Here is a 24925-nt window from a genome sequence, read left to right on the forward strand (position 1 = left end):
CGGGGCTTGGGTCGACTCTATCCCAGGCACCGGCCTTGAAACATCCGTTTCGCTATTCATTTCGACATCCACCACCCGAGACCGCATCATGAAAACCGGAAAGGAAACAGGAGCCACCCTCGCCATGAGCGTCACTCTCGATGATATTCGCACCGCCGCCGAGCGCATCCGAGGCAGCGTGGAGCGTACCCCCTGCTTGCTCTCGCATACCCTGTCCCGCATCGCCGGCTGCGAACTCTACATCAAGTTCGAGAACCACCAGTTCACCGCCGCCTTCAAGGAGCGCGGAGCACTCAATCACCTGCTGACGCTTGGCGAGCAGGAGCGACAGCGCGGCGTCATCGCCATGTCCGCCGGCAACCACGCCCAGGCGGTGGCCTATCACGCGGCACGCCTGGGCATCCGTGCCACCATCGTCATGCCTCGCCACACCCCCAACCTCAAGGTGCACAACACCCGCAAGCTGGGGGCGGAAGTTCACCTCGAGGGCGAAGGGGTGGCCGAGGCCGGCGAGGTCGCCCACCGCCTGGCCGCCGAACGCGACCTGGTCTTCGTGCACCCCTACGACGACGAACGCATCATCGCCGGCCAGGGCACCATCGCCCTGGAGATGCTCGAGGACGCCCCGGACCTCGACACCCTGGTGATTCCCATCGGCGGCGGCGGGCTGATCAGTGGCAATGCCATCGCCGCCACCGAGCTCAAGCCCGGCATCGAGATCGTGGGCGTGCAGACCCGGCGCTTCCCCGCCATGCAGCAGGCGCTGGCCAACGAGGAGATCCAGTGTGGCCTGGCCACCCTGGCCGAGGGCATTGCGGTCAAGCAGCCCGGCAGGCTGACCCTGCCCATCGTGCGCGAGCGGGTACGCGATATCGTGCTGGTGGACGAACCGGAGATCGAGCGCGCCATCCTGCTGCTGCTGGAGATCGAGAAGAGCGTGGCCGAGGGCGCCGGCGCCGCCGGCCTGGCCGCCGTGCTCTCCGACCCCGAGCGCTATCGTGGACGCAAGGTGGGCCTGGTGCTGTGCGGCGGCAATATCGACATGCTGGCGCTCTCCTCGGTGATTCAGCGTGGCCTGGTGCGCACGGGACGAATCGTGCGCGTGCGCGTGGCGATCCCCGACGTCCCCGGTGCCCTGGCCGAGCAGACCCGACAGCTTGCCGAACAGCACGCCAACGTCATCCATATTGCCCACCACCGCACCTTTACCGACCTCTCGCTGCGCGCCACCGAAGTGGAAGCCACCCTGGAGACCCTGGGCAGCGACCACACCCATGAGGTGATCGAAGCGCTGCGCCGCGATGGCTACGACCCGGTACTGCCGGCCAACGAGGTCCACCCGGACGAGCGCTGGGCCGGCAGCGAGCGCCTTGAGACTGCAAGCGGTGCCGGCTAGCCTGACTCGGCTGTCACACCGTTTCGATCACGCTCAGCGACACCGGGAGACCTCCTATGGAACTGACGAGTACGCTCAAGGTACTGGGCGAGTACAACCTGATGGTCGTGGTGGTGGGCCTGGGCGTATTGGCGCTGGCGACGCTGCTCCAGCGTTTCCGCGATGTTCCCTTCTCCTTTCCGATCATCCCTCTGGCCCTGGGCTATCTCGCCTTCGCCCTGCCCCTTGGCCTGACCCCACCGGATCCCGAGCGGCACGGCCGCCTGGCGCTACACCTGACCGAGGTCGGGGTGATCATCTCGTTGATGGGCGTGGGGTTGAAGATCGATCGCCTGCCGAGCCTGCGCACCTGGGGCTCCACCTGGCGCCTGCTGGGCATCTGCATGCCGCTGTCGATCTTGGGCGTGGCCCTGCTGGGCTGGGGGATGCTGGGCCTGGCCCCCGCCGCCGCCGTGCTGCTTGGCGCCGTACTTGCCCCCACCGACCCGGTGCTGGCCTCGGACGTGCAGGTCGACGAGCCAGGAGAGGCGCCGGGTGAGGGTATCGATCCTCGACAGAGCGAGGATGAATTGCGCTTCACGCTGACCTCCGAGGCCGGCCTGAACGACGCCCTCGCCTTCCCCTTCACCTATCTCGCCCTGCTGATGCTTGCCGAGGGGATGACGCCATCCGGCTGGCTGACGCAGTGGCTGCTCGTCGATGTGCTCTACAAGATCGTCGTGGGAGCCGGAGCGGGAGCCGCCATCGGCTGGTTGCTCGCCGCCATCCTGCTGCGGCTGCCGATCGAGACCGAACAGCAGAGGATGAAGGCCGGAACCGGAGCGCTGGCGGGTACGCTGCTGCTCTACGGCCTGACCGAGGCCGTCGGTGGTTACGGCTTCCTGGCGGTCTTCATCGGGGCGCTGACCATCAAGCATCGCGAAAGGACGCACCAGACCCACAGGTCGCTGCACACCTTCGCCGAGCAGTCGGAGCAGCTGCTGATGACCGGCATCCTGATCGCTCTGGGCGGTGCCATCGCCGGCGGGGTACTGGCTCCACTCACCTGGGAGGCCGCGCTGCTCGGCGTGCTGTTGATCTTCGTGATACGCCCGCTGGCCGGCCTTGTGGCGACATTGGGTAGCCGAAGGCTACCCTTCCTTGACCGCCTGATCGCCAGTTTCTTCGGCATTCGCGGTATCGGCTGTCTCTACTATCTCGCCTATGCGCTGCACAACGGCGACTTTCAAGACACCGAGCTGCTGTGGGCGACCTGCGCCTTTGTGGTGACACTCTCGATCTGCGTGCATGGCGTGATGGCCACCCCCGTCATGGCACTTCGCGAGCGGCGTCACCAGCGAGAACGCACAAGGTGCGGCTGATGCCAGTAGGCCTCAACCCTGCCTCCCCCCTTGGAGGCATGGCACCATCGGACCTTCCGGCGTACCCTATACACCCTTCTGTACGTAAAATGAGACGAGGCGATGAGCAGCAAGATCAAAGTCGAGGCCCCCCTGGTCATTCTCCACGGTGACGAGATGGCTCAGGTAGCCTTCGAGAAGATTCTCGACACCTTCGTGACCTCCCGGCTAGAGATCCCCCTCGTCGAGATCGACCTCTCCGCCGAGAACCGCCTGGTGACCAATGGCCAGGTGGTGATCGATGCCGTGGAGGCGCTCAAGCACTACGGTGTGGGCATCAAGAATGCCGGCATGACGGTCAACCGCGCGCAGCTCGGCGAGCTGCTCGCCAAGCACCCGGACATCGACAGCAGCCGACTGCATCCGCTGGCCACCAAATCCCCCAACGGCGCCATCCGCAAGGGCATCGGCGGCAATATCACCCGCGAGGACATCCAGTTCCGCAACCTGCTGGTCAAGCGCCCCGAGTGGGTCGGCCGCGATATCGTGGTCGACACCATGGACACCGGCGGCATCAAGGACAGCTTCAACGAGCTCTCCCGCGACACCGGCGTGGTCAGGCTGATGTTCGTGGGCTCCAGCGGTAACCCGGTGGAGCTCCACCGTCGCGAAGTGCAGAAGGGTGACCCCTGGCTGCTGGCAACCAATGACCTGGAGAAGGTCAAGGCCTGGGCACACCGCTTCTTCCAGCGCGCCATCGACGAGAAGCGCGATATCTATCTTGGCCTCAAGGATACCGTCATCGCCGGCTATGATGGCGTGATGCGTGCCGCCATCGAGACCATCTTCGAAGAGCACTACCGCGAGCAGGCCGAAGCCCTGGGTCTCAGCTACTTCTATGAGCTGATCGACGCCCAGGCCGCACGCCTGGTCGCCAACCCGCCGGAGCGGGCCATCTGGGGCGTGCCCGACAACAACACCGGGCGCAAGCTCTACAAGCTGGTCGAGCAGCTCAAGCAGTTCGGCATTCCCGACCGCAAGGCCCAGGTCTCCATCTCGCGCATGAGTGCCGGTGGCGGCGACCAGTACGGCAGCTTCAACGCCCCCGCCGACGAGGACGGCATCCTCAAGGTGATCGTCGACGGCGAGGAGAAGCATGCCCGCCACATCAAGAAGGGCGATCCGATCCTGTTGATGTCCAACGACCATGTGGCGATCAGGGATTGGGTACTGCAGGTATTCCGTGATGCCTCGCGCAAGAACAAGGAGGTCTACTTCGGCCTCAAGCGCGAGTACATGGAGTACGACGAGGTGTTCAGCACCGTGATCACCGACGTGCGCCGCAAGCTGGCCGAAAACGACACCGCGCCGCCCTCGTTCATGATCATGCGGCCCTCCAGCCAGCTGACCAAGATGATCACCGATCCGCCCCGCAACGCCCTCTACCCGGCGCAGAACCTGGACGGCGACATCTTCTCGGATATCTCCGCCGCCCTGGGCGGCAGCCTGGCCACCGCCAGCTCGATCATCGAGAGCAAGGACGGCACCATGCTGTTCGAGGCGCCCCATGGCACGGCCCACGATCTCTACCTCAAGTACCTGGAGACCGATGGCAAGGAGGCTCACTTCAACTCCTCCGCCCTGCTGTTCGCCGTGGCCAACGCCCTGGAGACCCTAGGCGAGCGTGAAGCGAACGCCGCGCTGATGGAGTACGCCCAGCGCCTCAAGGAGGCGCTGATCGACACCGTCGATGCCGGCTTCATCACCGGCGACCTCAAGGGCAAGACCAGCGATCCGGCTAGCGAGACCCTGGTCGATATGCAGGGCTTCCTCGACGCCGTGGCCAGCCGGCTCTGATCGCCCGACATCGCCGCTCGACATCGCGTTTGACCACCACGGGGCCTGCCTTTGTGCAGGCCCCGTTGCGTTTTGCCACTCGCTACTGGCGTCAAAAATGCCGATACTGACTGCCATCCCACCTGCCGGAGACAGCCCCATGAGCGAGCACGAACGCACCATCATGGCCTTCGACGACCAGGGCCGAGAGGTGATGATCGACATCCAGGTCAGCGTCAAGGAACTCGGCGAGCTGACCCACGCCGGCCCGATCAGCGGCCCACCCAGCCTGCGCACCCGCGAGGGCCACCCGGTCAACTACCTGGGAGGCGGCGAGTTCTCGGTGACACTGCCCGGTGAGGAGGAAGCGATCTTTCGCACCGACGACTCCGAGTTCGTCTGACCCACGTCACGACGCCACCAGCCAGCCCCCCTCAATCCCCAACCGAAAGGAGGCCACAGATGGCCGTAATTCTGCAGGTACACTTCCCTTTCGACGGTCCCTTCGGCAAGGCAATGGTCAAGGCCATGACGCCACTGGCCAGATCCATCAACGATGAACCCGGCCTGATCTGGAAGATCTGGACGGAGGACGAACAGGCCGGACGCGCTGGCGGCATCTACCTCTTCGCCACCCGCAAGGAGGCCGAGGCCTATCGACAGATGCATACCGCTCGCCTGGAAGGCATGGGCGTGACGGGCATCGAAGCGCAGATCCTCGAGGCCAACGAGGCACTATCCGCCATCAACGACGGCCCCATAGAGAGCTGAGCGCCGGCGGTAGGGAAGCAGCCCGGCATCGGGCTGTTTCCAATAGGAAAACCAGACCCTCGCCAAGGCCCCTGCACGTATCGTCACCCCTCATCCCCTCTCCTACGGTACCGGGCGCCCGGCTCAGGCCAGTCTCGCCCCCCCCTTGCCTGGCCTCTATCGGGGCAAGCCACTCCAACGCCCCCTTCGCTCCCCTCCGGGCCGGGATTCTTTTTACCGCCCATTGTTTCCAATAGGAAACATCGTCTACTCTAGGCGCTATGCTACCCGGTTGCCGCTATCCTTGAGGCACCCCGCTTCGTTATTTCCTGTTATCGGAGGCCCCCATGAGCGAGCTGAAACGCACCCCTCTCCATGATCTGCATGTCGAGCTCGGCGCCAAGCTGGTCCCCTTCGCCGGCTACGAGATGCCGGTTCAGTATCCACTGGGCGTGAAGAAGGAGCATGAGCACACGCGTACCGCCTGCGGGCTGTTCGATGTCTCGCACATGGGCCAGCTGCTGCTGCGTGGCCCCTCCCCCGCCGAGGCGCTGGAGACCCTGGTCCCCTCGGATATCGTCGGCCTGCCCGAAGGCATGCAGCGCTATGCGATGTTCACCAACGACGCCGGCGGCATCCTCGACGACCTGATGGTGGCCAACACCGGCGACGAGCTCTATCTGGTGGTCAATGCCGCCTGCCGCGATCAGGATATCGCCCACCTGCGCGACAACCTGCCCGTGGGGCACGAGATCGAGGAGCTGGATCGCGGCCTGATCGCCATCCAGGGGCCGCAGACCGCCGAGGTGATGAAGCGTCTCTGCCCCGCCGCCACCGAGCTGGTCTTCATGCAGCATGGCCACTTCGAGATCGACGGCATTCCGGTCTGGATCAGCCGCAGCGGCTACACCGGTGAAGACGGTTTCGAGATCTCGATGCCCGCCGACCAGACCGACGCCCTGACTCGCCGCCTGCTGGCCGAGCCGGAGGTGGAGGCGATCGGCCTCGGCGCCCGCGACTCCCTGCGGCTGGAAGCCGGCCTGTGTCTCTACGGCCACGATATCGACACCACCACCCTGCCGGTTGAGGCCGGCCTGATCTGGGCCATCGCCAAGCCGCGCCGCAACGACGGCGAGCGCCCCGGCGGTTTCCCGGGTGCCGAGGCGATCCTCCACCAGGTCGAGGCCAAGGACCACACCCGCAAGCGGGTCGGCCTACTCGGCGAGGGGCGTGCCCCGGTGCGTGAAGGCGCCCCGCTGGTCGACGCCGACGGCAACACCATCGGCACCGTGACCTCCGGCGGTTTCGGCCCCAGCGTCGGCAAGCCGGTCGCCATGGGATATCTGCCCATCGCCCATGCCGAGGTTGGCACCACCGTCTACGCCGAGGTGCGTGGCAAGCGCCTGCCCATGACCGTCAGCAAGACCCCGTTTATCACCCCGGGCTACTACCGCGGCAAATAACGGCCACCCCAACTGACATACGCGGCGCTTGTACGGCAGACAACGCCCTGGGCCGCGACAGAAGTACCGCCTCCTGCCCTGGCGCCACCGCACCGGGGCAGGCTGCCATCCCAGGGCCGCTGATCCGGCCCCGGGGCAATCCAGCACGCTTCCAACCACCGAGAGACCCTCGATGACTTCCACCCTGAACGCCCTCTTCGGCCCCCTGATGCGCCTGGGCCTGATCACCCAGATTGCCATCGGTATCGTCTGCGGCATCCTGCTCGCCTCCCTCTCTCCGGGGCTCGCACTCTCGTTTTCACTGCTCGGCGAGCTGTTCGTCTCGGCCCTCAAGGCCGTGGCCCCGATCCTGGTCTTCGTGCTGGTGGCGACCGCCATCGCCGGTCATCGCAAGGGACAACCCACCCATATTCGCGGCGTGCTGCTGCTCTATGTGATCGGCACCCTGGTGGCGGCGCTGGTCGCCGTGGTGGCAAGCTTCACCTTCCCCACCACCCTGACGCTCGATATGCCCGAGGTCAGCGGCAACCCGCCGGGCGGCATCATCGAGATCCTGCGCAACCTGCTGCTCAACGCCGTTGCCAACCCGGTCAGCGCACTGATGGAGGCCAACTTCATCGCCATCCTGGCCTGGGCCATCGGCCTCGGCCTGATGCTGCGCCACGCCAGCGACAGCACCCGTAACACCCTCAACGACCTCTCCGAGGCGGTCTCGGGCATCGTTCGCGTGGTCATTCGTTTCGCCCCCCTGGGCATCTTCGGCCTGGTCGCCAACACCCTGGCCGAGGCGGGACTGGGCGCCCTGCTCGAGTATGGGCAGCTGCTGGGCGTCATCGTCGGCTGCATGCTGTTCGTGGCACTGGTGACCAACCCGCTGATCGTCTTCTGGCAGACCCGCCGCAACCCCTACCCGCTGGTCTTCGCCTGCCTGCGCGGCAGCGCCATCACCGCCTTCTTCACGCGCAGCTCGGCGGCGAACATCCCGGTCAACATGGCGCTCTGCGAGCGCCTCGAGCTGGACCCCGACACCTATGCCATCTCCATCCCGCTGGGCGCTACCGTCAACATGGCCGGCGCGGCGATCACCATCTCGGTGATCACCCTGGCCGCGGCCAATACCCTGGGGATCAGCGTCGACTTCCCCACGGCCCTGCTGCTGTGCGTGGTCTCGGCACTGGCCGCCTGTGGCGTCTCGGGCGTCGCCGGCGGCTCGCTGCTGCTGATTCCCATGGCCGCCAGCCTGTTCGGCATCTCCACCGATGTGGCCATGCAGGTCGTCGCCATCGGCTTCGTGATCAGCGTGGTGCAGGACTCCACCGAAACCGCGCTGAACTCCTCCACCGACGTGCTGTTTACCGCGGCCGCCTGCCGCGCCGCGGAGAGCCGCCAGAACTGACCCGTGTCACTCGAACAGCCGTCACATATCAAGCGGTCACTCAGACAACAAAAGGTGAATGACTATGTCCATCAGCGTCTTTGACCTGTTCAAGATCGGCGTGGGACCCTCGAGCTCACACACCGTGGGCCCGATGCGGGCCGCCTACGACTTCGTCGGCGAGCTCAACGAGCGTGATCTGCTGACCCGTGTGGCCCGCGTGGAGGTCCAGCTCTTCGGCTCGCTCTCCGCCACCGGCATCGGCCACGGCACCGATCACGCGGTGATCATGGGCCTGATGGGCGAGCGGCCCGACAGCATTGACCCCGACATCATCGCGCCGGCCATCGAGGAGCTGAAGGAGTCGGAGGCACTGCTCCTGGATGACCGCCACAGCGTCCCCTTCCGCTGGATCCGTGACATGCAGCTGCTCGAGGAGAACCTGCCCCATCACCCCAACGCCATGCGCCTGATCGCCCATGGCCACGGCGATGAGCTCTACCGCAACACCTACTACTCGGTGGGCGGCGGCTTCGTCGTCGACGAGGCCCAGGCCGCCGAAGGGGAGCTGGATACCGACCGGACCGAGCTGCCCTTCGACTTCCAGACCGGCGACGAGCTGTTGCGCATGTGCCATGAGCACGGCCTGCGCATCAGCGAGCTGATGCTTGAGAACGAGAAGGCGTGGCGCAGCGAGGCGGAGATCCGTGAGGGCCTGCTGACCATCTGGACGGCGATGCAGGCGTGCATCGAGAAGGGCATGGAAGCCGAAGGCGTGCTGCCCGGCGGACTCAACGTCAAGCGTCGCGCCAGGAGCCTGCACCAGCGCATGCTGGCCAGCGAGGATGACCACTCGTTGATCGCCTCCACCATGTCCGCCATGGACTGGGTCAACCTCTATGCGCTGGCGGTCAACGAGGAGAACGCCGCCGGTGGCCGCATGGTCACCGCGCCCACCAACGGCGCGGCGGGGATTATCCCGGCGGTGCTCCAGTACTACATGCAGTTCCGCAAGGGCGCCTGCGAGCGCGACGTGGTGGACTTCCTGCTGGCGGCCGGCGCCGTGGGCATCCTGTGCAAGAAGAACGCCTCCATCTCCGGTGCCGAGGTGGGCTGTCAGGGCGAGGTGGGCTCGGCCTGCGCCATGGCCGCCGCCGGCCTCACCGAGGTGATGGGCGGCAGCGTCGACCAGGTGGAGAACGCCGCGGAGATCGGCCTGGAGCACAACCTGGGACTGACCTGCGATCCGGTGGGGGGGCTGGTGCAGGTGCCCTGCATCGAGCGCAACGCCATCGCCTCGGTGAAGGCGATCAACGCCGCCCAGATGGCGCTGCGTGGTGACGGCAAGCAGTTCATCTCCCTGGACAAGGTGATCCGCACCATGCGTGATACCGGTGCCGACATGCAGGAGAAGTACAAGGAGACCTCGAAGGGCGGCCTCGCCGTCAACGCCATCGAGTGTTGAGGCACGCATCGACGAGAGGGACCGGTTGTCCTCTTCGCCCGAAACCGCCTCTGCGGCCTTGCACAGCCCGGCCTGGACGTCTCGTCCGAGACCCTGCTGGAAGTCATGCTGTCCGATGACACCAGGCTCGGCACCTCGACCCCCGGCGCCGACCCATCGGGCGACTACGCCTGGGAGCTTTTCGCCAGGGCAGACATGGTGCGTGAAGGCGCCCAGGCCGCATTGGAGCACAAGGCCATACAGCTGACGGGCGGCCCCGACAGCGCCCCGGCCCCCGAAGGGCGCAACACCTATGGCTGGGTGATGGAGAGCAACCGAGCGGACCTGTTCCTGACCTACTGCACCAACGCAGTGCTGGCACAGCGCGAGGTGGCCGACCTGCAGATCGTGCAGGTGCCCGAGGCCCTGTCGGTCGGCGCCGATTACGGCCTGATGGTGCTGAACGACGCCCCGGCGTCGGCTTGGCGGCTGGCGCTTCATATCCTCTCGCCGGCGGGACAAGGCGTGCTGGCAAAGTACGGCTTCGACGCGCCAGGCCTGCCGAAAGAGTGACGTCAGGTGCCTGATCGCCCATGATCACGGCGAAGCCCCCTACCACTCGATGGGCGGCGGCTTCGTCGTCGAGGCCCAGGTGGCGCTACGTGGTGGCGACAGGCAGTTCATCTCGCTGGACAGGGTGATCCGCGCCATGCGTGACACCGGCGCGGACATGCAGGAGAAGTGCAAGGAGACCTCGAAAGGCGGCCTCGCCGCCAACGCCATCGGGTGTTGCGGGTTATTCCAGGCCGAGAGGACTAAGGGTGCCGCTTGAGCCACTCGGCAGCATCGGTGACCTCGGCATAGGCGAAGGCCAACCCAGCCATAAAGGAGGCATGCACCTGAGCGGCCGGCACCGTCACGCCGTTGAACGTCTGATCGTGGGTAGCGCAGGCGTCCTGCAGCACGGTGACCCCATAGCCGAGATCCGAGGCGGCTCGGGTAGCGGCGTCGATGCACATATGGCTCATGGCGCCGATGACTACCAGATGCTCGATACCCTGCGTCTGCAGGTGCTGGTGCAAGTTGGTGCCCAGGAAGGCGTTGACGTTATTCTTGAGAATCACCGCCTCGTTGCTTGACTCCTGCGGTGCCATGGAGCGGTGAATATGCGCCCCCTGGCTATCTGGCACAAAGAAGGGAGCCTCGTCGGAAGAGAACTCATGGCGGATATGCACGATGGGTAGAGCATGTTCGCGGAAATGTTCGAGCACGGCCACGGCCTTCTCGGTGGCAGACTCGATGCCGACCAGCGGCCACTTGCCCTCCGGGAAGTAGTCATTCTGCAGGTCGACGATCATCAGGGCGGTAGGACTCATATCGTTGTTCTCCTGGAAGTAGGCAGTAAACGGGTAGAGCCTGCATCATGACAGAGATACCAGGCCCGATGGAGAGGCAAAAACCCACGCCTCTGGTACGCCACGATGGCAGACTCGCTCTGATGCTCTGCTTCCACATTAGTCAGTCATTTGACAACGCCCCCGGCGGCGCCGTAACTTGAACCCAGCGCCGATTTGACTCCCAGCTTGCGGGCGCTCTACAAGTTCCGCTAAAGCGACGCCCAGAGCCCGCTTTAGCCCATGCAAAGCGGGTTTTCTGTTTCTGGCCCTCGGGCCACCGCCGATTTAAGCACCAACTTGCGGGCGGGATACAAATGCAGCTAAAGCGGCGCACGGCTCCACTCCCCTGGGTCGGCGCTTGCCGACCACGCTAACCACCGTCTAACAGGGGAATGGGAGACCATCATCATGACCTACCCGACACAGACTACCGCTGGACAACGCCCGAACACCGCGCGCGACTGCCTCGCAGCACTGGTTCTGACCCAGGATGACCTCGTCCGTCCGGAGCTGCGCGACGATGTCATCCTCGCCAAGCGGTTGCGGCGTCTTGGAAGCAGCGTCACTGGCCGACAGGATCCGCTGGATGGCGGCCACCGCCCCTGGCGAACTGTTCCTGCAGGAACATCATTCAACCCGTATGCTTGACCCGATCACATGGGAGTAGAGGAACCCGACATGGCACGCAAGGAGGCGACATTGCACCGGCTGGATCGCACGCTGGTGTGGGATGGATTCAAGGCGCTGCTGCCCATCTCGCTATTCGTCACCATCTTCGGCATCGCCTTCGGCGTGGCCGCGCCCCAGGCCGGCCTCGACGACGGCACCATCATGCTGATGAGCACCCTGGTGTTCGCCGGCGCCTCCCAGTTTGCCGTCCTGGAGCTATGGGAGCCGCAGATCCCGCTGTTCACCATGATGGTGACCGTCTTCGCCATCAATGCCCGGCACCTGCTGATGGGGGCCACCCTCTACCCCTGGCTCGAGCCGCTTCCGCCTGCCAAGCGCTACGGCATCATGCTGGTCGCCTCCGATGCCAACTGGGCCATGGCCACCCAGGAGTTCACCCGCGGTCGTCCTGGACTGGGCGTGCTGCTGGGCGGCGGTATCGCCCTGTGGTGCTTCTGGGTCCTCGGCACCTGGCTCGGCCTGAGTGTGGGGGGTGCCATACGCGACCCCGCCAGCCTGGGACTCGACATGGTGATGGGCTGCTTCCTGCTGGCCATGGTGGTGGGTGGCGAGAAGAACCTGCGCATGCTGCTGATCTGGGGGGTGGCCGCCGGCGCCTCGCTGCTCGCCTTCTACTATCTGCCGGACAACAGCCACGTGGTAGTGGGGGCCATCGCCGGTGGCCTGGCCGGTGTTATCTGGGGGAAGCGCGACCATGAACATTGAGACGGCCGGTCTGGGAACCCTGATCATCATCCTGGCCATGGCGGTGGTCACCCTGGCAACCCGCTGGGGCGGCGTATTCGTGATGTCCTTCGTGCCCATCGGCTACCGAGTCAGGCAGTTTATCCACGCCATGTCGGGCTCGGTACTGGTGGCACTGCTCGCCCCGCTAGCGGTGAGCGGCGACAACGGCGCACGCCTGGCCCTGCTGACCACTGCAGCGATCATGCTGACGCTGAAGAAGCCGCTGCCGGCCATCGCCGGAGGCATCCTGGTGGCGGCACTGTTCCGGCACCTGTGGCCCATGCTGGCGTAGGCCCATGCCCGCGTAGCTGCGTCATCCCGTTGCGAGCCGTAACGACCGGCATGCCTGTCCCCCTGCCTGGCTTGCCGGTTTCGCTCTGCCTGGTTTGGCTCCCGCCCGGTTTCACAAAGGTGACACTTATGGGCTATAACCTTCCTTGGGTCTATCACCTTCGACGAATGTTTGGCCCACCACCTTCAAGGGGACACTCATGACCAGGATGCGCACAACAACACTAACAGCGATCGCCATGGCCTCGACGCTGGGGCTATCGGCAGGCGCCGCCTCGGCCGAGGAGCTGAGGATCATCACCTGGGGCGGCTATGCCCCCGACGAGGTGGTGGCGGCCTTCGAGGAGCAGACCGGCATCGATGTGCAGATCACCCTCTCCAACAACGAGGACATGATCTCCAAGCTGCGTGCCACCGGCGGAGCGGGATTCGACCTGGCCCAGCCCAGCCAGGACCGCATCGTCGGCGTGCAGCGTCAGTTCAATGTCTACAAGCCGGTGGATTACAGCCGCCTGGAGACCGCCAACATGCAGGCCTCGATGGTCGAGGCGACCCAGCAGGCCACCGAGCTCGACGGCAATTACTACGGCGTGCCGGCGGTGTGGGGCACCAGCGGGCTGATCGTGCATGACAGCGTGAAGGATATCGTCACCGACTATACCGACCTGTGCCGCGACGAGGTGGCCGGCCAGGTCAGCTACCGGCTGAAGCGCCCGACGCTCATGGGCTTCGCCTTCTCCATGGGACTCGACCCCTTCGCCGCCTATCACGACCGGGATGCCTACGCCGATATCCTCTCCCAGGCGGAAGAGAAGCTGATCGACTGCAAGGCCAATGTGAAGACCTACTGGACCGGTGGCGACCAGCTGCTGTCGCTGCTGCGTACCGGCGAGGTGAAGGCCGCCATGGCCTGGGATGCCGGCGGCTGGAAGCTGAATGCCGAAGACCCCGAGATCAACTTCGTGGCACCGGAGTCCGGTGCGCTTGGCTGGATCGACACCTTCGCCATTCCGCGCCGCAGCGAGAACGAGGAGGCGGCCTATCGGTGGATCAACTTCGTGATGCAGCCGGAGATCGCCGCCAAGATCACCAACGCCTCGGGCAACTTCACCGTCTCCAGGGGCGCCGACGAGTTCGTCGATGCCGATCTGCGTGACGCCTACCGCGCCAGCTTCGACGATGGCGCCATCGACAACATCCGATGGTATCCGCCGGTGCCGCCGGGCCTCGAGACCGTCGAAGGCCAGGTGCTGGATCGCGTTCAGGCCGCGAAGTAACCGGCATGGCAGTCGATATCGATCTGCACTGCCAGGACCTGGTTCGCCGTTTTGGATCGCACACCGCGGTGAACCAGGTATCGCTTGAGATCCCCGCTGGGAGCTTCTTCTCCATCCTGGGCCCCTCGGGCTGTGGCAAGACCACGCTGCTGCGCATGCTGGCCGGTTTCGACCGGCCAGATTCGGGCGACATCATGATCCGCGGTCGGCGCATGAACGATGTCGCGCCCAACCATCGCCCGGTCAATATGGTCTTCCAGCATCTGGCGCTGTTTCCCACCATGAGCGTGGGCGACAACATCGCCTACGGCCTCAAGCGCCGCAAGGTGCCCACCGCCGAGCGGCGTCGACGCATCGCCGGGGTGCTGGAGCAGGTCGGGCTGGCCGGCATGGAGGCACGCCTCCCCCAGCAACTGTCCGGTGGCCAGCGCCAGCGTGTCGCCCTGGCGCGCTGCCTGGTGCTGAAACCTACCCTGCTGCTGCTCGATGAGCCCCTCGGCGCCCTGGACCTGAAGCTGCGGGACCAGATGAAGGTCGAGCTCAAGAACCTGCAGAAGGCCTTCGGCACCACCTTCGTGTATATCACCCATGACCAGTCCGAGGCGCTGGTGATGTCCGACCGGGTCGCGGTGATGCGTGACGGCCGCTTCGACCAGGTGGCCACGCCCGAAGCGCTCTATCGCGAGCCCGCCACCCCCTTCGTGGCGAGCTTCGTCGGCGACAACAACCGTCTCGGCGGCAAGCTGCTGGCGCGGGAGGGCGAGCTGGCGCAGATCGCGCTGGCGGATGGTTGCACCATCAGCGGGCGCCTGGCCGATACAGGCCATCACCAGGCACCAGAAGTCGGCGACCGGGCCGAGTTGTTCATCCGCCCCGAGTCCCTGGTGCTGGGCGCTTCCGCGCCGGGGCACTGCACGCTGACGGCCCAGGTACACACCACCCTGTTCGACGGCGCCAACAGCCGGGTGGAGGTCGAGGCGGCCGGCGAGCGCTGCTATGTGCGCCTGCCTCAGGATGGCAGCGTGCCGGTGCCCGAGGAGGGCTCCAGCGTGACGCTGGCGTGGGACCCGCAGCTGGCGCGGGTATTTGCGGCGGAGACCAGCTGATGCGCTCGACCGGAAAGCTGTCGCTGTGGTTGCTGCTCACCCCCTTCGCGCTATGGATCGTGCTGCTGGTGCTGCTGCCCCATGTGCAGATGCTGCGGGTCTCGTTTCAGGTGCGGGAGAGCTGGGACACCCTGGCCTTCGGCGTGGAGCAGTACCGCAACTTCTTCACCGAGTCCTACTACTGGCGCACCTTCCTGCGCACCGGGGTGATGTCGCTGTTTACCACCCTGATCACCCTGCTGATCGCCTTCCCGGTGGCCTGGTATATCGCCCGGCTGGCACGTGGGCGGGCCAAGGGCTGGCTGTTTCTCGCCTGTCTGGTGCCGTTCTGGGCCAGTGAGCTGGTGCGCACCTACGGCTGGATGATCCTGCTGCGCGAGAGCGGGCTGTTCAGCGCCGCCCTGCAAGGCTTCGGCTGGGTCGATGGGCCGGTGGAGATGCTCTACAACGACGTCGCGGTGATCGTCGGGCTGGTCTACAACGGTCTACTGTTCATGGTGGTGCCACTGGTGACCACCCTGGAGGGCATGGACGACAACCTGGTCGAGGCCGGCTACGACCTCGGTGGCGGCCATGTCACGGTCATGCGGGAAATCGTCGTGCCCTGGGCCATGCCCGGCATCGTCTCCGGCTGCATTGTGGTGTTCATGCTGACCCTGGGCAGCTACCTCACGCCGATCCTGATGGGGGGCAAGGACAGCGCCTGGTTTACCGGCCAGATATTCACCCAGTTCATCACCCGCTTCAACTGGGAGCAGGGGGCGGCGCTGGGCGTGCTGCTGCTGGTGCTGTCGTCGCTGATCGTATGGCTCGGGCTCAAGCTGACCGGCCAGTCGCTGCGCAAGGTCATGGGCTAAACGAATGGTGAGGACAAGCGGATGATTCGTTCGGTACCCCGCTCGCGCTGGTTCAATGGCCTCTATCTGGCCTACCTCGTCGCCTTCTTCCTCTACCTGGCGCTGCCGCTGGTGGTAACCGCCGCCTTTGCCTTCAACGATGCCCCCTTCCCGTCGCTGCCCTGGAAGGGCGCCACGCTGGACTGGTTCATCGCCGATGGCAGTGACGGACGCACCGGCTTCTTCCACGACAGCGGCCTGCTCGCGGCGCTGTGGGTCAGCGTCAGGATCGCCTTCTGGGTGACGCTGGTCAGCGTGGCGCTGGGGTGTGGCAATGCCGTGCTGTTCGAACGGCTCGACTTCCGTGGCAAGGAGTTCCTCTATCTGCTGCTGTTGCTGCCGCTGGTGATTCCCGGGGTGATCCTCGGCGTGTCGATCCTGGTGTTCTACAGCGGCATGGCCAACGAGGTCTCCCGCGCCTGGGCGGTGGAGCTGGACCTGTTTCGTCCCGGCACCCCGCTGGTGGTGATGGGCCAGGTCAGCTTCATCACCACCCTGAGCACCCTGGTCATCGCCGCACGGCTGCGCAAGTTCGACCCCCAGCTCGAGGAGGCGGCCCTCAACCTCGGCGCCACCCCGCTGGTGGCCTGGTTCACCGTCACCCTGCCCTGGCTGCTGCCGGCCATCTTCGGCGCCGCCGCCATGGCCTTCCTGATGTCGTTCGAAAACTTCAATACCACGGTGATGCTCACCGGCAGCGACACCCCGCTGACCGTGGCACTGTTCAACCGCCTGCGCGAGGGCTCCACCCCGGTGCTCAATGCCGCCGCCCTGGTCCTCATGGTGGCCTCGGCCCTGCTGGCCGCCCTGGTCCTGCGGCGGGGCTCGGACAGCAGCGCCTGAGCCTTCTCAATTTAACGACACCAGGATTCAGGCCTTTGCCTGGCACTGCCACGAGCAGATCCCCGAAGGGCTACCAAGCGGCGGTCGCCGAGGGGCATATCAGCCGTTACTTTATTCGACCAGACGCCTTGACCTTCAACCCAAGGAGACATCCAGGAACAGCATGATCACCAGGCCTATCGAGAGCCCCATCGTGGCTTTCTGTTGATGGCCACTGCGGTGAGTCTCGGGGATGATCTCGTGGCTGATGACATAGAGCATGGCACCGGCAGCAAATGCGAGCCCCCAGGGGAGCAGCACCTGCGACAGGCTCACGACTCCGGCGCCTAGCAAGCCACCCAAAGGTTCCACCAGGCCAGTCAGAGAAGCGACCGCCCAGGAACGTCGGCGTGAGTAGCCCTCTCCTAACAGCGCGACCGCCACAGCCAGCCCCTCCGGTACATTCTGCAGGCCGATACCGATGGCCAGGGGTAGCCCCCCTTCGAAGCCTCTTGCCCCGAACCCCACCCCCACGGCCAGCCCCTCCGGCAGGTTATGAATCGTGATGGCGAAGATGAACAGCCAGATGCGCCGCAGTGATGCGGCTTCCGGCCCCTCACGACCTTGCTGAAAATGCTCGTGAGGAAGGAGCCTGTTCATCAGGGCAACGCCCCCCATCCCCACCAGAATCGCGACACAGGTGATAGCCGCAGGGATAAACCTGCCACCGTAAAGCAGCTCCGAGGCTTCCAGCGATGGAACGATCAGTGAGAAGAAGGAGGCTGCCAACATGACACCAGCGGCAAATCCCAGCGTCAGATCACGTACGGCCCGGTCCGGGGCCTTGCTGAACATGACAGGCAGGGCTCCGATGGCTGTCATTGAGCCGGCAATGAGGCTCCCTAGAAAGCCGAGCGTGACAGGGTCAATATTGTCCATGAAACCTTTCCATTGATTCGGTGTTGTGTCGAGACTTCCCTCGAGCAGAGTACATTTTTTATTCTTTTAATTCATTAACTTAGAAAAAAGCAATGGGCCTATCATCCATGCAGTGACACGCACACATCCAACAACGCATCCAGCAGTGTCCCTCTACCCGGCTGAGCATTGGAGCGTCACGCACGGATGCCACTCACCCCTGCAACGCCCGGGCCTCGTCGGCGAGTTGAGGCATCTGGTGAGTTGAAGCACCTGGCCTGTCGGTGGCAACCTGCTCGGGGTGCGCCTGCCTGCTCCGGGTGAAGCTGCCCGACCAGGCCCACCAGCAGCAAACGACGCCACTCCGCCCCGGTTCATGGACCAGGATGTGTCTGGGCTCAGGAAAGAGGAGGTAGCAACATGTCAGTGATCGACCAGTTGAACGACACCAAGACCCGGGCCTTTGCCCGGCACTGCTACGAGAAGGGCTCCGAAGAGCAGCTGCGCAAGGCCGCCGAAGGTCCCGCCGACCGGAAGGAGATGAAGCATTGGGATATCACGGAAGGTGAGTGGGAAGAGGCCGTGGCGGCCGCCCTGGCAGATAAGGAAATGAAGGACCATCCGCCTGGCGACTAGATAGCCTCAGCCATCACCCGCCGGCGCGGGGAGACGCCAGCCCTTCTTGCCGCATCGCTGCCGCAGCGTCGGCAGCAATACGGCGAGAGCAGAAGGCCAGGTGGCTACAGAGCGCCACCAGCACGAAAGGATGGCTGGATAACTCCAATTGGGTGGTCTCTCGAACAGGGCCGATGAGGCGGTGTCGATACACGCTTACGGCCCCTTCCGCCACTCAGTCGAGCAGTGACTCGATCTCCTTGACCAACGCGAGTGACACCTCGGCTCCATGCTCCAGACTACGCGCACGTTCGCGATAACGACGCTGAGAAGGGAGGCGTGCCCCCTGTCCCAACATCGCCTCGAACAGGCGCCCCGAGCGCTCCATATGGGCGCTCGACGCCTCCCCCGTCAGGCGCGAAGGGTCAATGGCAATAACCAGCTCGCCATGGTACGGCAAACCACGCCGCCCCTCATCATGCTCGCTGGACTCCACACTGAGCAGGTCACCAATCAGCGGGCCGGCCATCAGCTCGATCATGATCGCCAGAGCCGACCCCTTGTGCTCGCCGAAGGGGGTCATGGCGCCATGATCGAGCACCTCGGCGGGGTCGCTGCAGGGCACACCATGACGATCGACGCCCCACGCCTCGGGGATCGCCCTCCCCTCCCGCCGATACAGCTCGATATCCCCCCGTGCGATGGCACTGGTGGCAAAGTCGAAGATGAACGGCGCATCGCCGGGATAGGGCCAGCCGAAGGCAATGGGATTGGTGCCCAGCAGCGGCTGCTTGCCGCCATGCGGGGCCACATAGGCCTGCGTCGGGTTGCAGGCTACCCCCACCAGCCCCTGCTCGGCAAGCCTCTCGAGCTCGACCCACAGCGCCGTGGTATGCACGCAGTGGTTGATCGCCATCAGGGCGATCCCCGCATCACGCGCCTTGGCCACCAGATGCGGCAGGCCGAGCTCGAAGGCACAGGGTGAAAAGCCCCCCTTGGCATCGACACGCACCACGCCGGGCGCCACGTCCTCCACCTCGGGGGCCGCATCGGCAACGGCGCCCCCCTTCCTGACGGTGTCGATGATACCCAGCAGGCGATAGAGGCCATGGGAGTGGCTCGCATCCAGCTGAGCGGCCACCAGGGTGCCAGCGAGGGCGCTGGCCTGCTCCTCGGTGAAGCCATGATGCGCCAGGACTCGATGGCACAGGGCCATCAGGGCATCACGGTCAAGGTGGACGGTCGCCTCTTGATGCGCTTCATGGTCCTTCATTGTTTGATACCCCGTGAAAGTTCAAGACTCGTTACCATGACGGACCACTCAGCTGCTCAGGCAACCACATCGCCAGGGACGGGAAGACGAGCACCAGTGCCAGCACTATCAGCTGCACCACGATAAACGGCACTACACCGGCGTACATGTGCCTTAGGGTCACCTCGGGTGGCGTGATGGCCCGGAGATAGAAGATCGACGGCGCCAGCGGCGGGGTCAGGTAGCTTGTCTGCATCACCACCAGGAATGCCACGCAGAACCAGATCTCGTCGAAACCCAGGGCACGCACGATGGGCATGGCCACCGGTATGACGATCAGCACCACCGAGATCATGTCCAGCACGAAACCTGCCAGGAAGGCGATCAGCAGGATCATGCCGATCACCATCCAGGGGCTCATGCCGGTATCCATCAACAGCGACTGCACGGTCGCCATCCCGCCGGCGGCGAAGAAGACACCGGCAAACATGTTGCCACCCAGCACGATCAACAGGATCATCGCCGAGATATTCAGTGTGCGCAGCGCGGAGTTCCACAGCACCCCCCAACTCAAGGTGCGGTAGGCCAGAGCCAGCACCACCGCGCCCAGTGCACCACAGGCCGCGGCTTCCGTAGGCGTCGCGACCCCCAGCAGAATGGTACCGAGCACCGTCATGATCAGTGCCAGGGTGGGCAGTAACGCCAACAGCGTGACACGCACCTTCTCGCCCCAGCTCGTGTCGTCGCCCTCTTCCAGGGGCATGCGTGGCGCCATTTCAGGCTTCAGATAGGCCACCAGCACAATGTAGAGCAGGAACAGGATGGCCATCAGGAAGCCCGGCATCATCAGGCCACTGAACAGCGACCCCACCGATACGCTGGCAACCGGCCCCAGCACGACCACCGTGATCGAAGGGGGGATGGCGGTTCCCAGCGAGCCACTCGCGCAGATCGTCCCGGACATCAGGGACTTGCTGTAGTTGTGCTTGAGCATGACCGGAATGGCCAGCAGACCGATCACCGCCTCGGTGGCACCTACCACGCCACTCGCCGCCGCGAACAGGGTACCCATGACAACCGCCCCGACCCCGAGGCCTCCGGGTAGTCGCCGTGTCCAGAAGTGAATCGCCGTAAACAGGCGCTCGGCGATGCCCGAGCGCTCGAGCATCGCTCCCATAAAGATAAACAGAGGCACCGCCGCGAGAATCGAGTTGGAGGCGGTGTCCTCGATTTTGGTCAGTAGCTGATAGGCGGCAGCATCGCCGAACAGGAAGATGCCGAACAGCGTGGCGACCAGAATCATGGAAAAGGCGATCGGAAAGCCAGTGATGATCAGTCCGATAAGTGCCGGAAACATGGCCAGCGACAGGAAGTCACTCATGCGGAACCCTCCCCGACGGGCGGGTTGCCTCGCAGCGTAGCCGCTGCCTTCAAGATTTCCGCGACGACCTGGAGCAGAAGCAGCAGAAAGCCGAGCCACCAGCTAAGGAATACCGGCCAGACCACCGGGTTCCAGGCCGAACGCCCCGAGCGCTCACCACTCTCGAGCGCGTCGATGACATACGCACCCAGCTCCCACACCAACCAGGCCAACACCGGGAGAAACAGCAAGTATCCCGCCAGGCGCACCCCGGCATTGGTTCGGTCAGCCCATCGCTGACTCAATAGATCGACACTCACGTGCTGACCCTGGCGCAGTGCATTGGCCATGCCCAGCATGAAGATCGCTCCCATGACCATATAGCTGACCTCGAATGCCCAGAGTGTCGGCCTGCCAAGCACATAGCGGCTGAACACCTCATACACCAGCGCCGCGATCAGCGGAAAGGTCAGTACCGCGCCTAACCACCCTGCCCAGCGGGTCAGCCGCTCAATTGTATGGATCAGTTTCATTTCAGTTTTCCCAGATGGGATTATCGGTGGGGATGTCACACCCAGATGTGGACGTCAGGAAGGAGAGGCTGGCGGGCCTCTCTCCTCCTGGCGCCACATCCAGTCGAAGGCGCTAGCCGTTACTCGCGGCCCATTGCACCGATAGGCAGACGATACTGCTGCCAGTTCGACATGGAGCCCTTGAAGTTGCGCTGGGATTCCAGCACACGTGCGAACCACTCATTGTCCTCGGCGTGCTCATCTTCCCACTTGCGAGTTTCCTCGTAGATCGCATCGACAAAGGCGGGGTCCAGCTGGACGATTTCATTGGGGCCTTCGACCAGCTCCTGGTAGGCCTCCAGGTCGGCGTAGGAGCTGGCCAGCCAGGAATCGAACACACTGAGCTTGCCGGCCAGACGCAGCAGCTCCTGCTGCTCAGGCTCCAGTTCATCCCAGGCGTCCTGATTCACCTGACACTCCAGGAAGCCTCCCGACTGGTGCACGCCGGGCAACACCACATACTGCGCCACATCCTGGAAGCCGGTGGGCTTGTTCATCTCCGGGCTACCCCACTCGGCGGCATCGATCACACCGCGATCCAGGGCGTTGTAGATCTCACTGCCGGCCATGACCACGGTGGAAGCCCCCAGACGCGAGGCGATTTCGGCCCAGGCACCCGAAGTCCGCAGTCGCAGTCCCTGGAAGTCCTCTAGTGTCTGGACCTTCTTGTTCGAGTGCAGGAAGAGTTCGGTGCCCAGGATCGAGCACGGGAAGGCCACGACATCGAAGACCTCGCGCCGGAACTCCTCGTAAAGCTCGGCACCACCGCCCTCATACATCCACATCATGAACTCTTCCGGCGTCAGACCGCTGGAGTGGCCGGCAAGCAGCGCGGCTGTAGGGTCAGAGCCATAGTCATAATTGATGTAGTTGTGGCTTACATCGGCAACCCCCGCCTTGACGGTGTTGGTCACGCGAAGAGCGCCGCCCAGGGTCCCCCCCGGGAAAACCTCGATCTCGATGTCGCCGGCAGTCAGCTGGTTGACGTAATCGGCGAAAGTCTGAGCGTCACGCTCCAGCCAGGGCCCGCCCCCCCAGGGGGTAGCCATCTTCCACTCTTTATCGGCTGCGCTGACACCTGTGGTGGCAGCCGCCAGGGCAGTCGCCAGGGTGATGCCCGCAACCAGTCGTTTCCTGTTGTTCATGTTTATCCCCTCAAGGTCTTCTTGTGCATGAGTCGGGCATCAAGAAAGAAAAAAGCCGCATCACACGAAGGCTGCGGCCACTACCATATGAAGCTGCTTGAATCTTCCGGGACCCTGATTCAGGATTGCATATACGCAATATCAAGTCAAAAACAGAAATAAAACATATATCCTATTGATTAGTAAGTTATATTTTTATAACCGTTGAAATGAGAGGGCGCCATGAGTGACACCTCGACAGTGCTTCCACGGCCCCTTGAACGGCGCCGTAAACCCGGCTCAATTGGCAAGAGCCTGAAGGCGCTTCGACTATCCAGGGAACTAACCATCGCCCAGGTGGCCTCTGCATCGGGGACCTCGGCAGCCAGCATCTCGCGCATCGAGAATGGCCGCCTCTCCCCGACCTACGACGTCATCGTTGGCCTGGCCGCGGCCCTGGAGGTAGAGGTCAGCGAGCTGTTCTACTATTCCGAACGCAGCTCTCCCAGCGGCTGGCGTACGCTGACTCGTGCGGGAGGTGGCCCGGTGGTGGAAACCCCCAACTACCGTTTCGAACTGCTCTGCAGCGATATGCTCACCAAGGATTTCCTGGTGTTTGTCACGACGGTGCTGAACACCGACATCGCAGAGTTCGGCGAGCTACAGAAGCATGCCGGACAGGAGCAGATAGTCGTGCAGGAGGGGGAAGTGGAGGTCTGGACCGAGCACTATGAGCCAGTTCGGCTCCAGGTCGGCGACAGCCTGGCACTGGATAGCCAGATGGGTCATGCGGTGATCTCGAAAAGCCCGGAGCCAGCTCGGATCCTATGGATCAGCAGCGTTTGAACAAAATAGCCATGACGTAGCGTGGCGACGTCATGGCCATCGGGTACCAGCCAGTCTCGGGAGACATCCCCCACCGAGCCATGGGCAGTGCGGATGGTACCTGTTTGTCCTAAAGCTTCTGCTCGAGCTCCGGCAGGGCCTCGAACAGGTCAGCCACCAGGCCGCAGCTCATCGAGAGCGCGACCTGGAAGATCACGATCGTTATCATAGCGTCTGCTCGAGCTCCGGCAGGGCCTCGAACAGATCAGCCACCAGGCCACAGGCCGCAGCTCATCGAGAGCGCGACCTGGAAGATCACGATCGTTATCAGAGCTTCTGCTCGAGCTCCGGCAGGGCCTCGAACAGATCCGCCACCAGGCCATAGTCGGCTACCTGGAAGATCGGCGCCTCCTCGTCCTTGTTGATCGCCACGATCACCTTGGAGTCCTTCATGCCCGCCAGGTGCTGGATGGCGCCCGAGATGCCCACGGCGATATAGAGCTCCGGCGCGACGATCTTGCCGGTCTGCCCCACCTGCATGTCATTGGGCACGAAGCCGGCATCCACGGCGGCGCGCGAGGCGCCCACGGCGGCGCCCAGCTTGTCGGCGATGCCCTCGAGCAGCGTGAAGTTGTCGCCGTTGCCCATGCCGCGGCCACCGGAGATGACCACCTTGGCGGCCCCCAGCTCCGGACGATCGGACTGGGCCAGCTCCTCCTTGATAAAGGTGGACTGGCTGTTGTCGGCGACGAAGTCGACCGCTTCCACGCCGGCGCTGCCGCCCTCGCTCCCTCTATCAGGGCAGGCGTCGAAGCCGGTGGTACGCACGGTGATCACCTTCAGGGCGTCCTCGCTCTGCACGGTGGCGATGGCGTTGCCGGCGTAGATGGGACGCTTGAAGGTATCGGGCGACTCCACCGCGATGATCTCGGAGATCTGCGCCACGTCCCTGAGTGCGGCGACCCGCGGCAGCACGTTCTTGCCGGTGGTGGAGGCGGCGGCCAGCACGTGGCCGTAGTCGCCGGCGAGCTCATTGATCAGCGCCGACATCGGCTCGGCCAGCTGGTGGGCGTAGGCGGCGTTGTCGGCCACGCGAACCCTGTTGACGCCCTCCAGCCTGGCGGCGGCCTCGGCGATGGCGGCGACGCCTTCGCCGGCCACCAGCACGTCGATATCGCCACCGATGGCCTTGGTGGCCGCGACCACATGGGCGGTGGCGCCGGCCAGGGCGCCGTCATGATGTTCGGCCAGGATCAGTATGCTCATGAAATCACCTTCGCCTCGTTCTTCAGTTTGTCGACCAGCTCGTCCACGGAGCCTACCTTGATGCCACCCTGACGCTCGGCCGGCGGCTCGACCCTGAGCAGCTTGGTCCGGGTCGCCACCTCGACGCCGAGATCCGCCGGGCTCTTGACGTCCAGCGGCTTCTTCTTGGCCTTCATGATATCGG

The 24925-nt window shown here is 64.4% G+C and carries 24 protein-coding genes and 3 pseudogenes; 19 read left to right on the plus strand and 8 right to left on the minus strand.

Features of this window, described 5'->3' with window-relative positions:
* Positions 1-124 precede the first annotated feature (124 nt).
* From IOC61_RS04980 to IOC61_RS05025, 10 genes and pseudogenes are all read left to right on the plus strand, one after another.
* Complete coding sequence (locus tag IOC61_RS04980) at positions 125-1396, plus strand: threonine ammonia-lyase (protein WP_195687763.1); 1272 nt, start codon at positions 125-127, stop codon at positions 1394-1396.
* A 56-nt stretch (positions 1397-1452) separates the two neighbouring features.
* Positions 1453-2757: a cation:proton antiporter gene (locus tag IOC61_RS04985; protein ID WP_195687764.1), complete on the plus strand. Its 1305-nt coding sequence runs from the start codon at positions 1453-1455 to the stop codon at positions 2755-2757.
* A 102-nt stretch (positions 2758-2859) separates the two neighbouring features.
* On the plus strand, positions 2860-4593 hold the full coding sequence (locus IOC61_RS04990; RefSeq protein ID WP_195687765.1) for an NADP-dependent isocitrate dehydrogenase: 1734 nt from the start codon (positions 2860-2862) through the stop codon (positions 4591-4593).
* A gap of 139 nt (positions 4594-4732) precedes the next feature.
* The gene (locus IOC61_RS04995; protein ID WP_195687766.1) at positions 4733-4975 is read left to right on the plus strand and encodes a hypothetical protein; all 243 of its coding nucleotides are present in this window, start codon (positions 4733-4735) and stop codon (positions 4973-4975) included.
* Positions 4976-5034: 59 nt separating this feature from the next.
* Positions 5035-5343, plus strand: a complete 309-nt coding sequence (locus IOC61_RS05000; RefSeq protein ID WP_195687767.1) for a monooxygenase — start codon at positions 5035-5037, stop codon at positions 5341-5343.
* 326 nt (positions 5344-5669) lie between these two features.
* Positions 5670-6785 (plus strand): glycine cleavage system aminomethyltransferase GcvT, encoded by a 1116-nt coding sequence (gene gcvT, locus IOC61_RS05005; RefSeq protein ID WP_195687768.1) that lies wholly within the window; start codon positions 5670-5672, stop codon positions 6783-6785.
* A gap of 172 nt (positions 6786-6957) precedes the next feature.
* Positions 6958-8181, plus strand: coding sequence for a serine/threonine transporter SstT (gene sstT, locus IOC61_RS05010; RefSeq protein WP_195687769.1), 1224 nt, complete (start codon positions 6958-6960; stop codon positions 8179-8181).
* A 64-nt stretch (positions 8182-8245) separates the two neighbouring features.
* A complete protein-coding gene (locus IOC61_RS05015) occupies positions 8246-9625 on the plus strand; it encodes an L-serine ammonia-lyase (RefSeq protein WP_195687770.1) in 1380 nt (459 codons plus the stop codon).
* 24 nt (positions 9626-9649) lie between these two features.
* A pseudogene (locus IOC61_RS05020) lies at positions 9650-10177 on the plus strand (molybdate ABC transporter substrate-binding protein); the annotation flags it as partial.
* 73 nt (positions 10178-10250) lie between these two features.
* Positions 10251-10436 (plus strand): annotated as a pseudogene (locus tag IOC61_RS05025) (L-serine ammonia-lyase, iron-sulfur-dependent, subunit alpha); the annotation flags it as partial.
* On the opposite strand, the gene IOC61_RS05030 reads toward IOC61_RS05025, so the two are convergent.
* The gene (locus tag IOC61_RS05030; protein ID WP_195687772.1) at positions 10420-10980 is read right to left on the minus strand and encodes a cysteine hydrolase family protein; all 561 of its coding nucleotides are present in this window, start codon (positions 10978-10980) and stop codon (positions 10420-10422) included. The pseudogene IOC61_RS05025 and the gene IOC61_RS05030 sit on opposite strands and share 17 nt — an antisense overlap.
* A 429-nt stretch (positions 10981-11409) precedes the next feature.
* Here IOC61_RS05030 and IOC61_RS05035 point away from each other — a divergent pair, with 429 nt between their 5' ends.
* The 7 genes from IOC61_RS05035 to IOC61_RS05065 all read left to right on the plus strand — a co-directional run bounded on the left by IOC61_RS05035 (position 11410) and on the right by IOC61_RS05065 (position 16830).
* Complete coding sequence (locus IOC61_RS05035) at positions 11410-11649, plus strand: hypothetical protein (RefSeq protein ID WP_195687773.1); 240 nt, start codon at positions 11410-11412, stop codon at positions 11647-11649.
* A gap of 30 nt (positions 11650-11679) precedes the next feature.
* On the plus strand, positions 11680-12396 hold the full coding sequence (locus tag IOC61_RS05040) for an AzlC family ABC transporter permease (protein ID WP_195687774.1): 717 nt from the start codon (positions 11680-11682) through the stop codon (positions 12394-12396).
* The gene (locus IOC61_RS05045) at positions 12386-12709 is read left to right on the plus strand and encodes an AzlD family protein (protein ID WP_195687775.1); all 324 of its coding nucleotides are present in this window, start codon (positions 12386-12388) and stop codon (positions 12707-12709) included. The genes IOC61_RS05040 and IOC61_RS05045 overlap by 11 nt, the downstream gene beginning before the upstream one ends.
* 199 nt (positions 12710-12908) lie before the next feature.
* Complete coding sequence (locus IOC61_RS05050) at positions 12909-13985, plus strand: extracellular solute-binding protein (RefSeq protein ID WP_195687776.1); 1077 nt, start codon at positions 12909-12911, stop codon at positions 13983-13985.
* Positions 13986-13990: 5 nt separating this feature from the next.
* Positions 13991-15091 carry an ABC transporter ATP-binding protein gene (locus tag IOC61_RS05055; protein WP_195687777.1) on the plus strand — a complete coding sequence of 367 codons (1101 nt, stop codon included), beginning with the start codon at positions 13991-13993 and terminating at the stop codon, positions 15089-15091.
* Positions 15091-15948, plus strand: a complete 858-nt coding sequence (locus IOC61_RS05060; protein WP_195687778.1) for an ABC transporter permease — start codon at positions 15091-15093, stop codon at positions 15946-15948. Before IOC61_RS05055 ends, IOC61_RS05060 begins: the two co-directional genes overlap by 1 nt.
* A gap of 21 nt (positions 15949-15969) precedes the next feature.
* Positions 15970-16830, plus strand: a complete 861-nt coding sequence (locus IOC61_RS05065) for an ABC transporter permease (protein WP_195687779.1) — start codon at positions 15970-15972, stop codon at positions 16828-16830.
* A gap of 135 nt (positions 16831-16965) precedes the next feature.
* Here the strand turns inward: IOC61_RS05065 and IOC61_RS05070 are convergent, their stop codons facing one another.
* The gene (locus IOC61_RS05070; protein WP_195687780.1) at positions 16966-17748 is read right to left on the minus strand and encodes a ZIP family metal transporter; all 783 of its coding nucleotides are present in this window, start codon (positions 17746-17748) and stop codon (positions 16966-16968) included.
* Between the two features lie 399 nt (positions 17749-18147).
* On the opposite strand from IOC61_RS05070, the gene IOC61_RS05075 reads away from it, so the two are divergent.
* The gene (locus tag IOC61_RS05075; RefSeq protein ID WP_195687781.1) at positions 18148-18363 is read left to right on the plus strand and encodes a hypothetical protein; all 216 of its coding nucleotides are present in this window, start codon (positions 18148-18150) and stop codon (positions 18361-18363) included.
* Positions 18364-18577: 214 nt separating this feature from the next.
* Here the strand turns inward: IOC61_RS05075 and IOC61_RS05080 are convergent, their stop codons facing one another.
* The 4 genes from IOC61_RS05080 to IOC61_RS05095 form a co-directional block, all read right to left on the minus strand.
* Positions 18578-19615, minus strand: coding sequence for an Ldh family oxidoreductase (locus IOC61_RS05080; RefSeq protein ID WP_195687782.1), 1038 nt, complete (start codon positions 19613-19615; stop codon positions 18578-18580).
* A 31-nt stretch (positions 19616-19646) separates the two neighbouring features.
* The gene (locus tag IOC61_RS05085) at positions 19647-20975 is read right to left on the minus strand and encodes a TRAP transporter large permease (RefSeq protein WP_195687783.1); all 1329 of its coding nucleotides are present in this window, start codon (positions 20973-20975) and stop codon (positions 19647-19649) included.
* The gene (locus tag IOC61_RS05090; protein ID WP_195687784.1) at positions 20972-21487 is read right to left on the minus strand and encodes a TRAP transporter small permease subunit; all 516 of its coding nucleotides are present in this window, start codon (positions 21485-21487) and stop codon (positions 20972-20974) included. The genes IOC61_RS05085 and IOC61_RS05090 overlap by 4 nt, the downstream gene beginning before the upstream one ends.
* A gap of 119 nt (positions 21488-21606) precedes the next feature.
* On the minus strand, positions 21607-22671 hold the full coding sequence (locus IOC61_RS05095; RefSeq protein ID WP_195687785.1) for a C4-dicarboxylate ABC transporter substrate-binding protein: 1065 nt from the start codon (positions 22669-22671) through the stop codon (positions 21607-21609).
* A gap of 222 nt (positions 22672-22893) precedes the next feature.
* Here IOC61_RS05095 and IOC61_RS05100 point away from each other — a divergent pair, with 222 nt between their 5' ends.
* Positions 22894-23496 carry a helix-turn-helix domain-containing protein gene (locus IOC61_RS05100; RefSeq protein WP_195687786.1) on the plus strand — a complete coding sequence of 201 codons (603 nt, stop codon included), beginning with the start codon at positions 22894-22896 and terminating at the stop codon, positions 23494-23496.
* A gap of 306 nt (positions 23497-23802) precedes the next feature.
* On the opposite strand, the gene IOC61_RS05105 is transcribed toward IOC61_RS05100, so the two are convergent.
* Together IOC61_RS05105 and IOC61_RS05110 are read right to left on the minus strand one after the other, a co-directional pair.
* Positions 23803-24741 (minus strand): electron transfer flavoprotein subunit alpha/FixB family protein, encoded by a 939-nt coding sequence (locus IOC61_RS05105; protein ID WP_195687787.1) that lies wholly within the window; start codon positions 24739-24741, stop codon positions 23803-23805.
* A pseudogene (locus IOC61_RS05110) lies at positions 24738-24925 on the minus strand (electron transfer flavoprotein subunit beta/FixA family protein); the annotation flags it as partial. The pseudogene IOC61_RS05110 and the gene IOC61_RS05105, both read right to left, overlap by 4 nt.

Source organism: Halomonas sp. KAO, from assembly GCF_015595025.1.
Classification (GTDB): Bacteria; Pseudomonadota; Gammaproteobacteria; order Pseudomonadales; family Halomonadaceae; genus Halomonas.

Excerpts from the sequence above, each read along its gene's own strand:
- IOC61_RS04980 (WP_195687763.1), top strand. The coding sequence starts at position 125 with ATGAGCGTCACTCTCGATGATATTCGCACCGCCGCCGAGCGCATCCGA.
- IOC61_RS04985 (WP_195687764.1), top strand. The coding sequence starts at position 1,453 with ATGGAACTGACGAGTACGCTCAAGGTACTGGGCGAGTACAACCTGATG.
- IOC61_RS04990 (WP_195687765.1), top strand. The coding sequence starts at position 2,860 with ATGAGCAGCAAGATCAAAGTCGAGGCCCCCCTGGTCATTCTCCACGGT.
- IOC61_RS04995 (WP_195687766.1), top strand. The coding sequence starts at position 4,733 with ATGAGCGAGCACGAACGCACCATCATGGCCTTCGACGACCAGGGCCGA.
- IOC61_RS05000 (WP_195687767.1), top strand. The coding sequence starts at position 5,035 with ATGGCCGTAATTCTGCAGGTACACTTCCCTTTCGACGGTCCCTTCGGC.
- gcvT (WP_195687768.1), top strand. The coding sequence starts at position 5,670 with ATGAGCGAGCTGAAACGCACCCCTCTCCATGATCTGCATGTCGAGCTC.
- sstT (WP_195687769.1), top strand. The coding sequence starts at position 6,958 with ATGACTTCCACCCTGAACGCCCTCTTCGGCCCCCTGATGCGCCTGGGC.
- IOC61_RS05015 (WP_195687770.1), top strand. The coding sequence starts at position 8,246 with ATGTCCATCAGCGTCTTTGACCTGTTCAAGATCGGCGTGGGACCCTCG.
- IOC61_RS05030 (WP_195687772.1), bottom strand. The coding sequence starts at position 10,980 with ATGAGTCCTACCGCCCTGATGATCGTCGACCTGCAGAATGACTACTTC.
- IOC61_RS05035 (WP_195687773.1), top strand. The coding sequence starts at position 11,410 with ATGACCTACCCGACACAGACTACCGCTGGACAACGCCCGAACACCGCG.
- IOC61_RS05040 (WP_195687774.1), top strand. The coding sequence starts at position 11,680 with ATGGCACGCAAGGAGGCGACATTGCACCGGCTGGATCGCACGCTGGTG.
- IOC61_RS05045 (WP_195687775.1), top strand. The coding sequence starts at position 12,386 with ATGAACATTGAGACGGCCGGTCTGGGAACCCTGATCATCATCCTGGCC.
- IOC61_RS05050 (WP_195687776.1), top strand. The coding sequence starts at position 12,909 with ATGACCAGGATGCGCACAACAACACTAACAGCGATCGCCATGGCCTCG.
- IOC61_RS05055 (WP_195687777.1), top strand. The coding sequence starts at position 13,991 with ATGGCAGTCGATATCGATCTGCACTGCCAGGACCTGGTTCGCCGTTTT.
- IOC61_RS05060 (WP_195687778.1), top strand. The coding sequence starts at position 15,091 with ATGCGCTCGACCGGAAAGCTGTCGCTGTGGTTGCTGCTCACCCCCTTC.
- IOC61_RS05065 (WP_195687779.1), top strand. The coding sequence starts at position 15,970 with ATGATTCGTTCGGTACCCCGCTCGCGCTGGTTCAATGGCCTCTATCTG.
- IOC61_RS05070 (WP_195687780.1), bottom strand. The coding sequence starts at position 17,748 with ATGGACAATATTGACCCTGTCACGCTCGGCTTTCTAGGGAGCCTCATT.
- IOC61_RS05075 (WP_195687781.1), top strand. The coding sequence starts at position 18,148 with ATGTCAGTGATCGACCAGTTGAACGACACCAAGACCCGGGCCTTTGCC.
- IOC61_RS05080 (WP_195687782.1), bottom strand. The coding sequence starts at position 19,615 with ATGAAGGACCATGAAGCGCATCAAGAGGCGACCGTCCACCTTGACCGT.
- IOC61_RS05085 (WP_195687783.1), bottom strand. The coding sequence starts at position 20,975 with ATGAGTGACTTCCTGTCGCTGGCCATGTTTCCGGCACTTATCGGACTG.
- IOC61_RS05090 (WP_195687784.1), bottom strand. The coding sequence starts at position 21,487 with ATGAAACTGATCCATACAATTGAGCGGCTGACCCGCTGGGCAGGGTGG.
- IOC61_RS05095 (WP_195687785.1), bottom strand. The coding sequence starts at position 22,671 with ATGAACAACAGGAAACGACTGGTTGCGGGCATCACCCTGGCGACTGCC.
- IOC61_RS05100 (WP_195687786.1), top strand. The coding sequence starts at position 22,894 with ATGAGTGACACCTCGACAGTGCTTCCACGGCCCCTTGAACGGCGCCGT.
- IOC61_RS05105 (WP_195687787.1), bottom strand. The coding sequence starts at position 24,741 with ATGAGCATACTGATCCTGGCCGAACATCATGACGGCGCCCTGGCCGGC.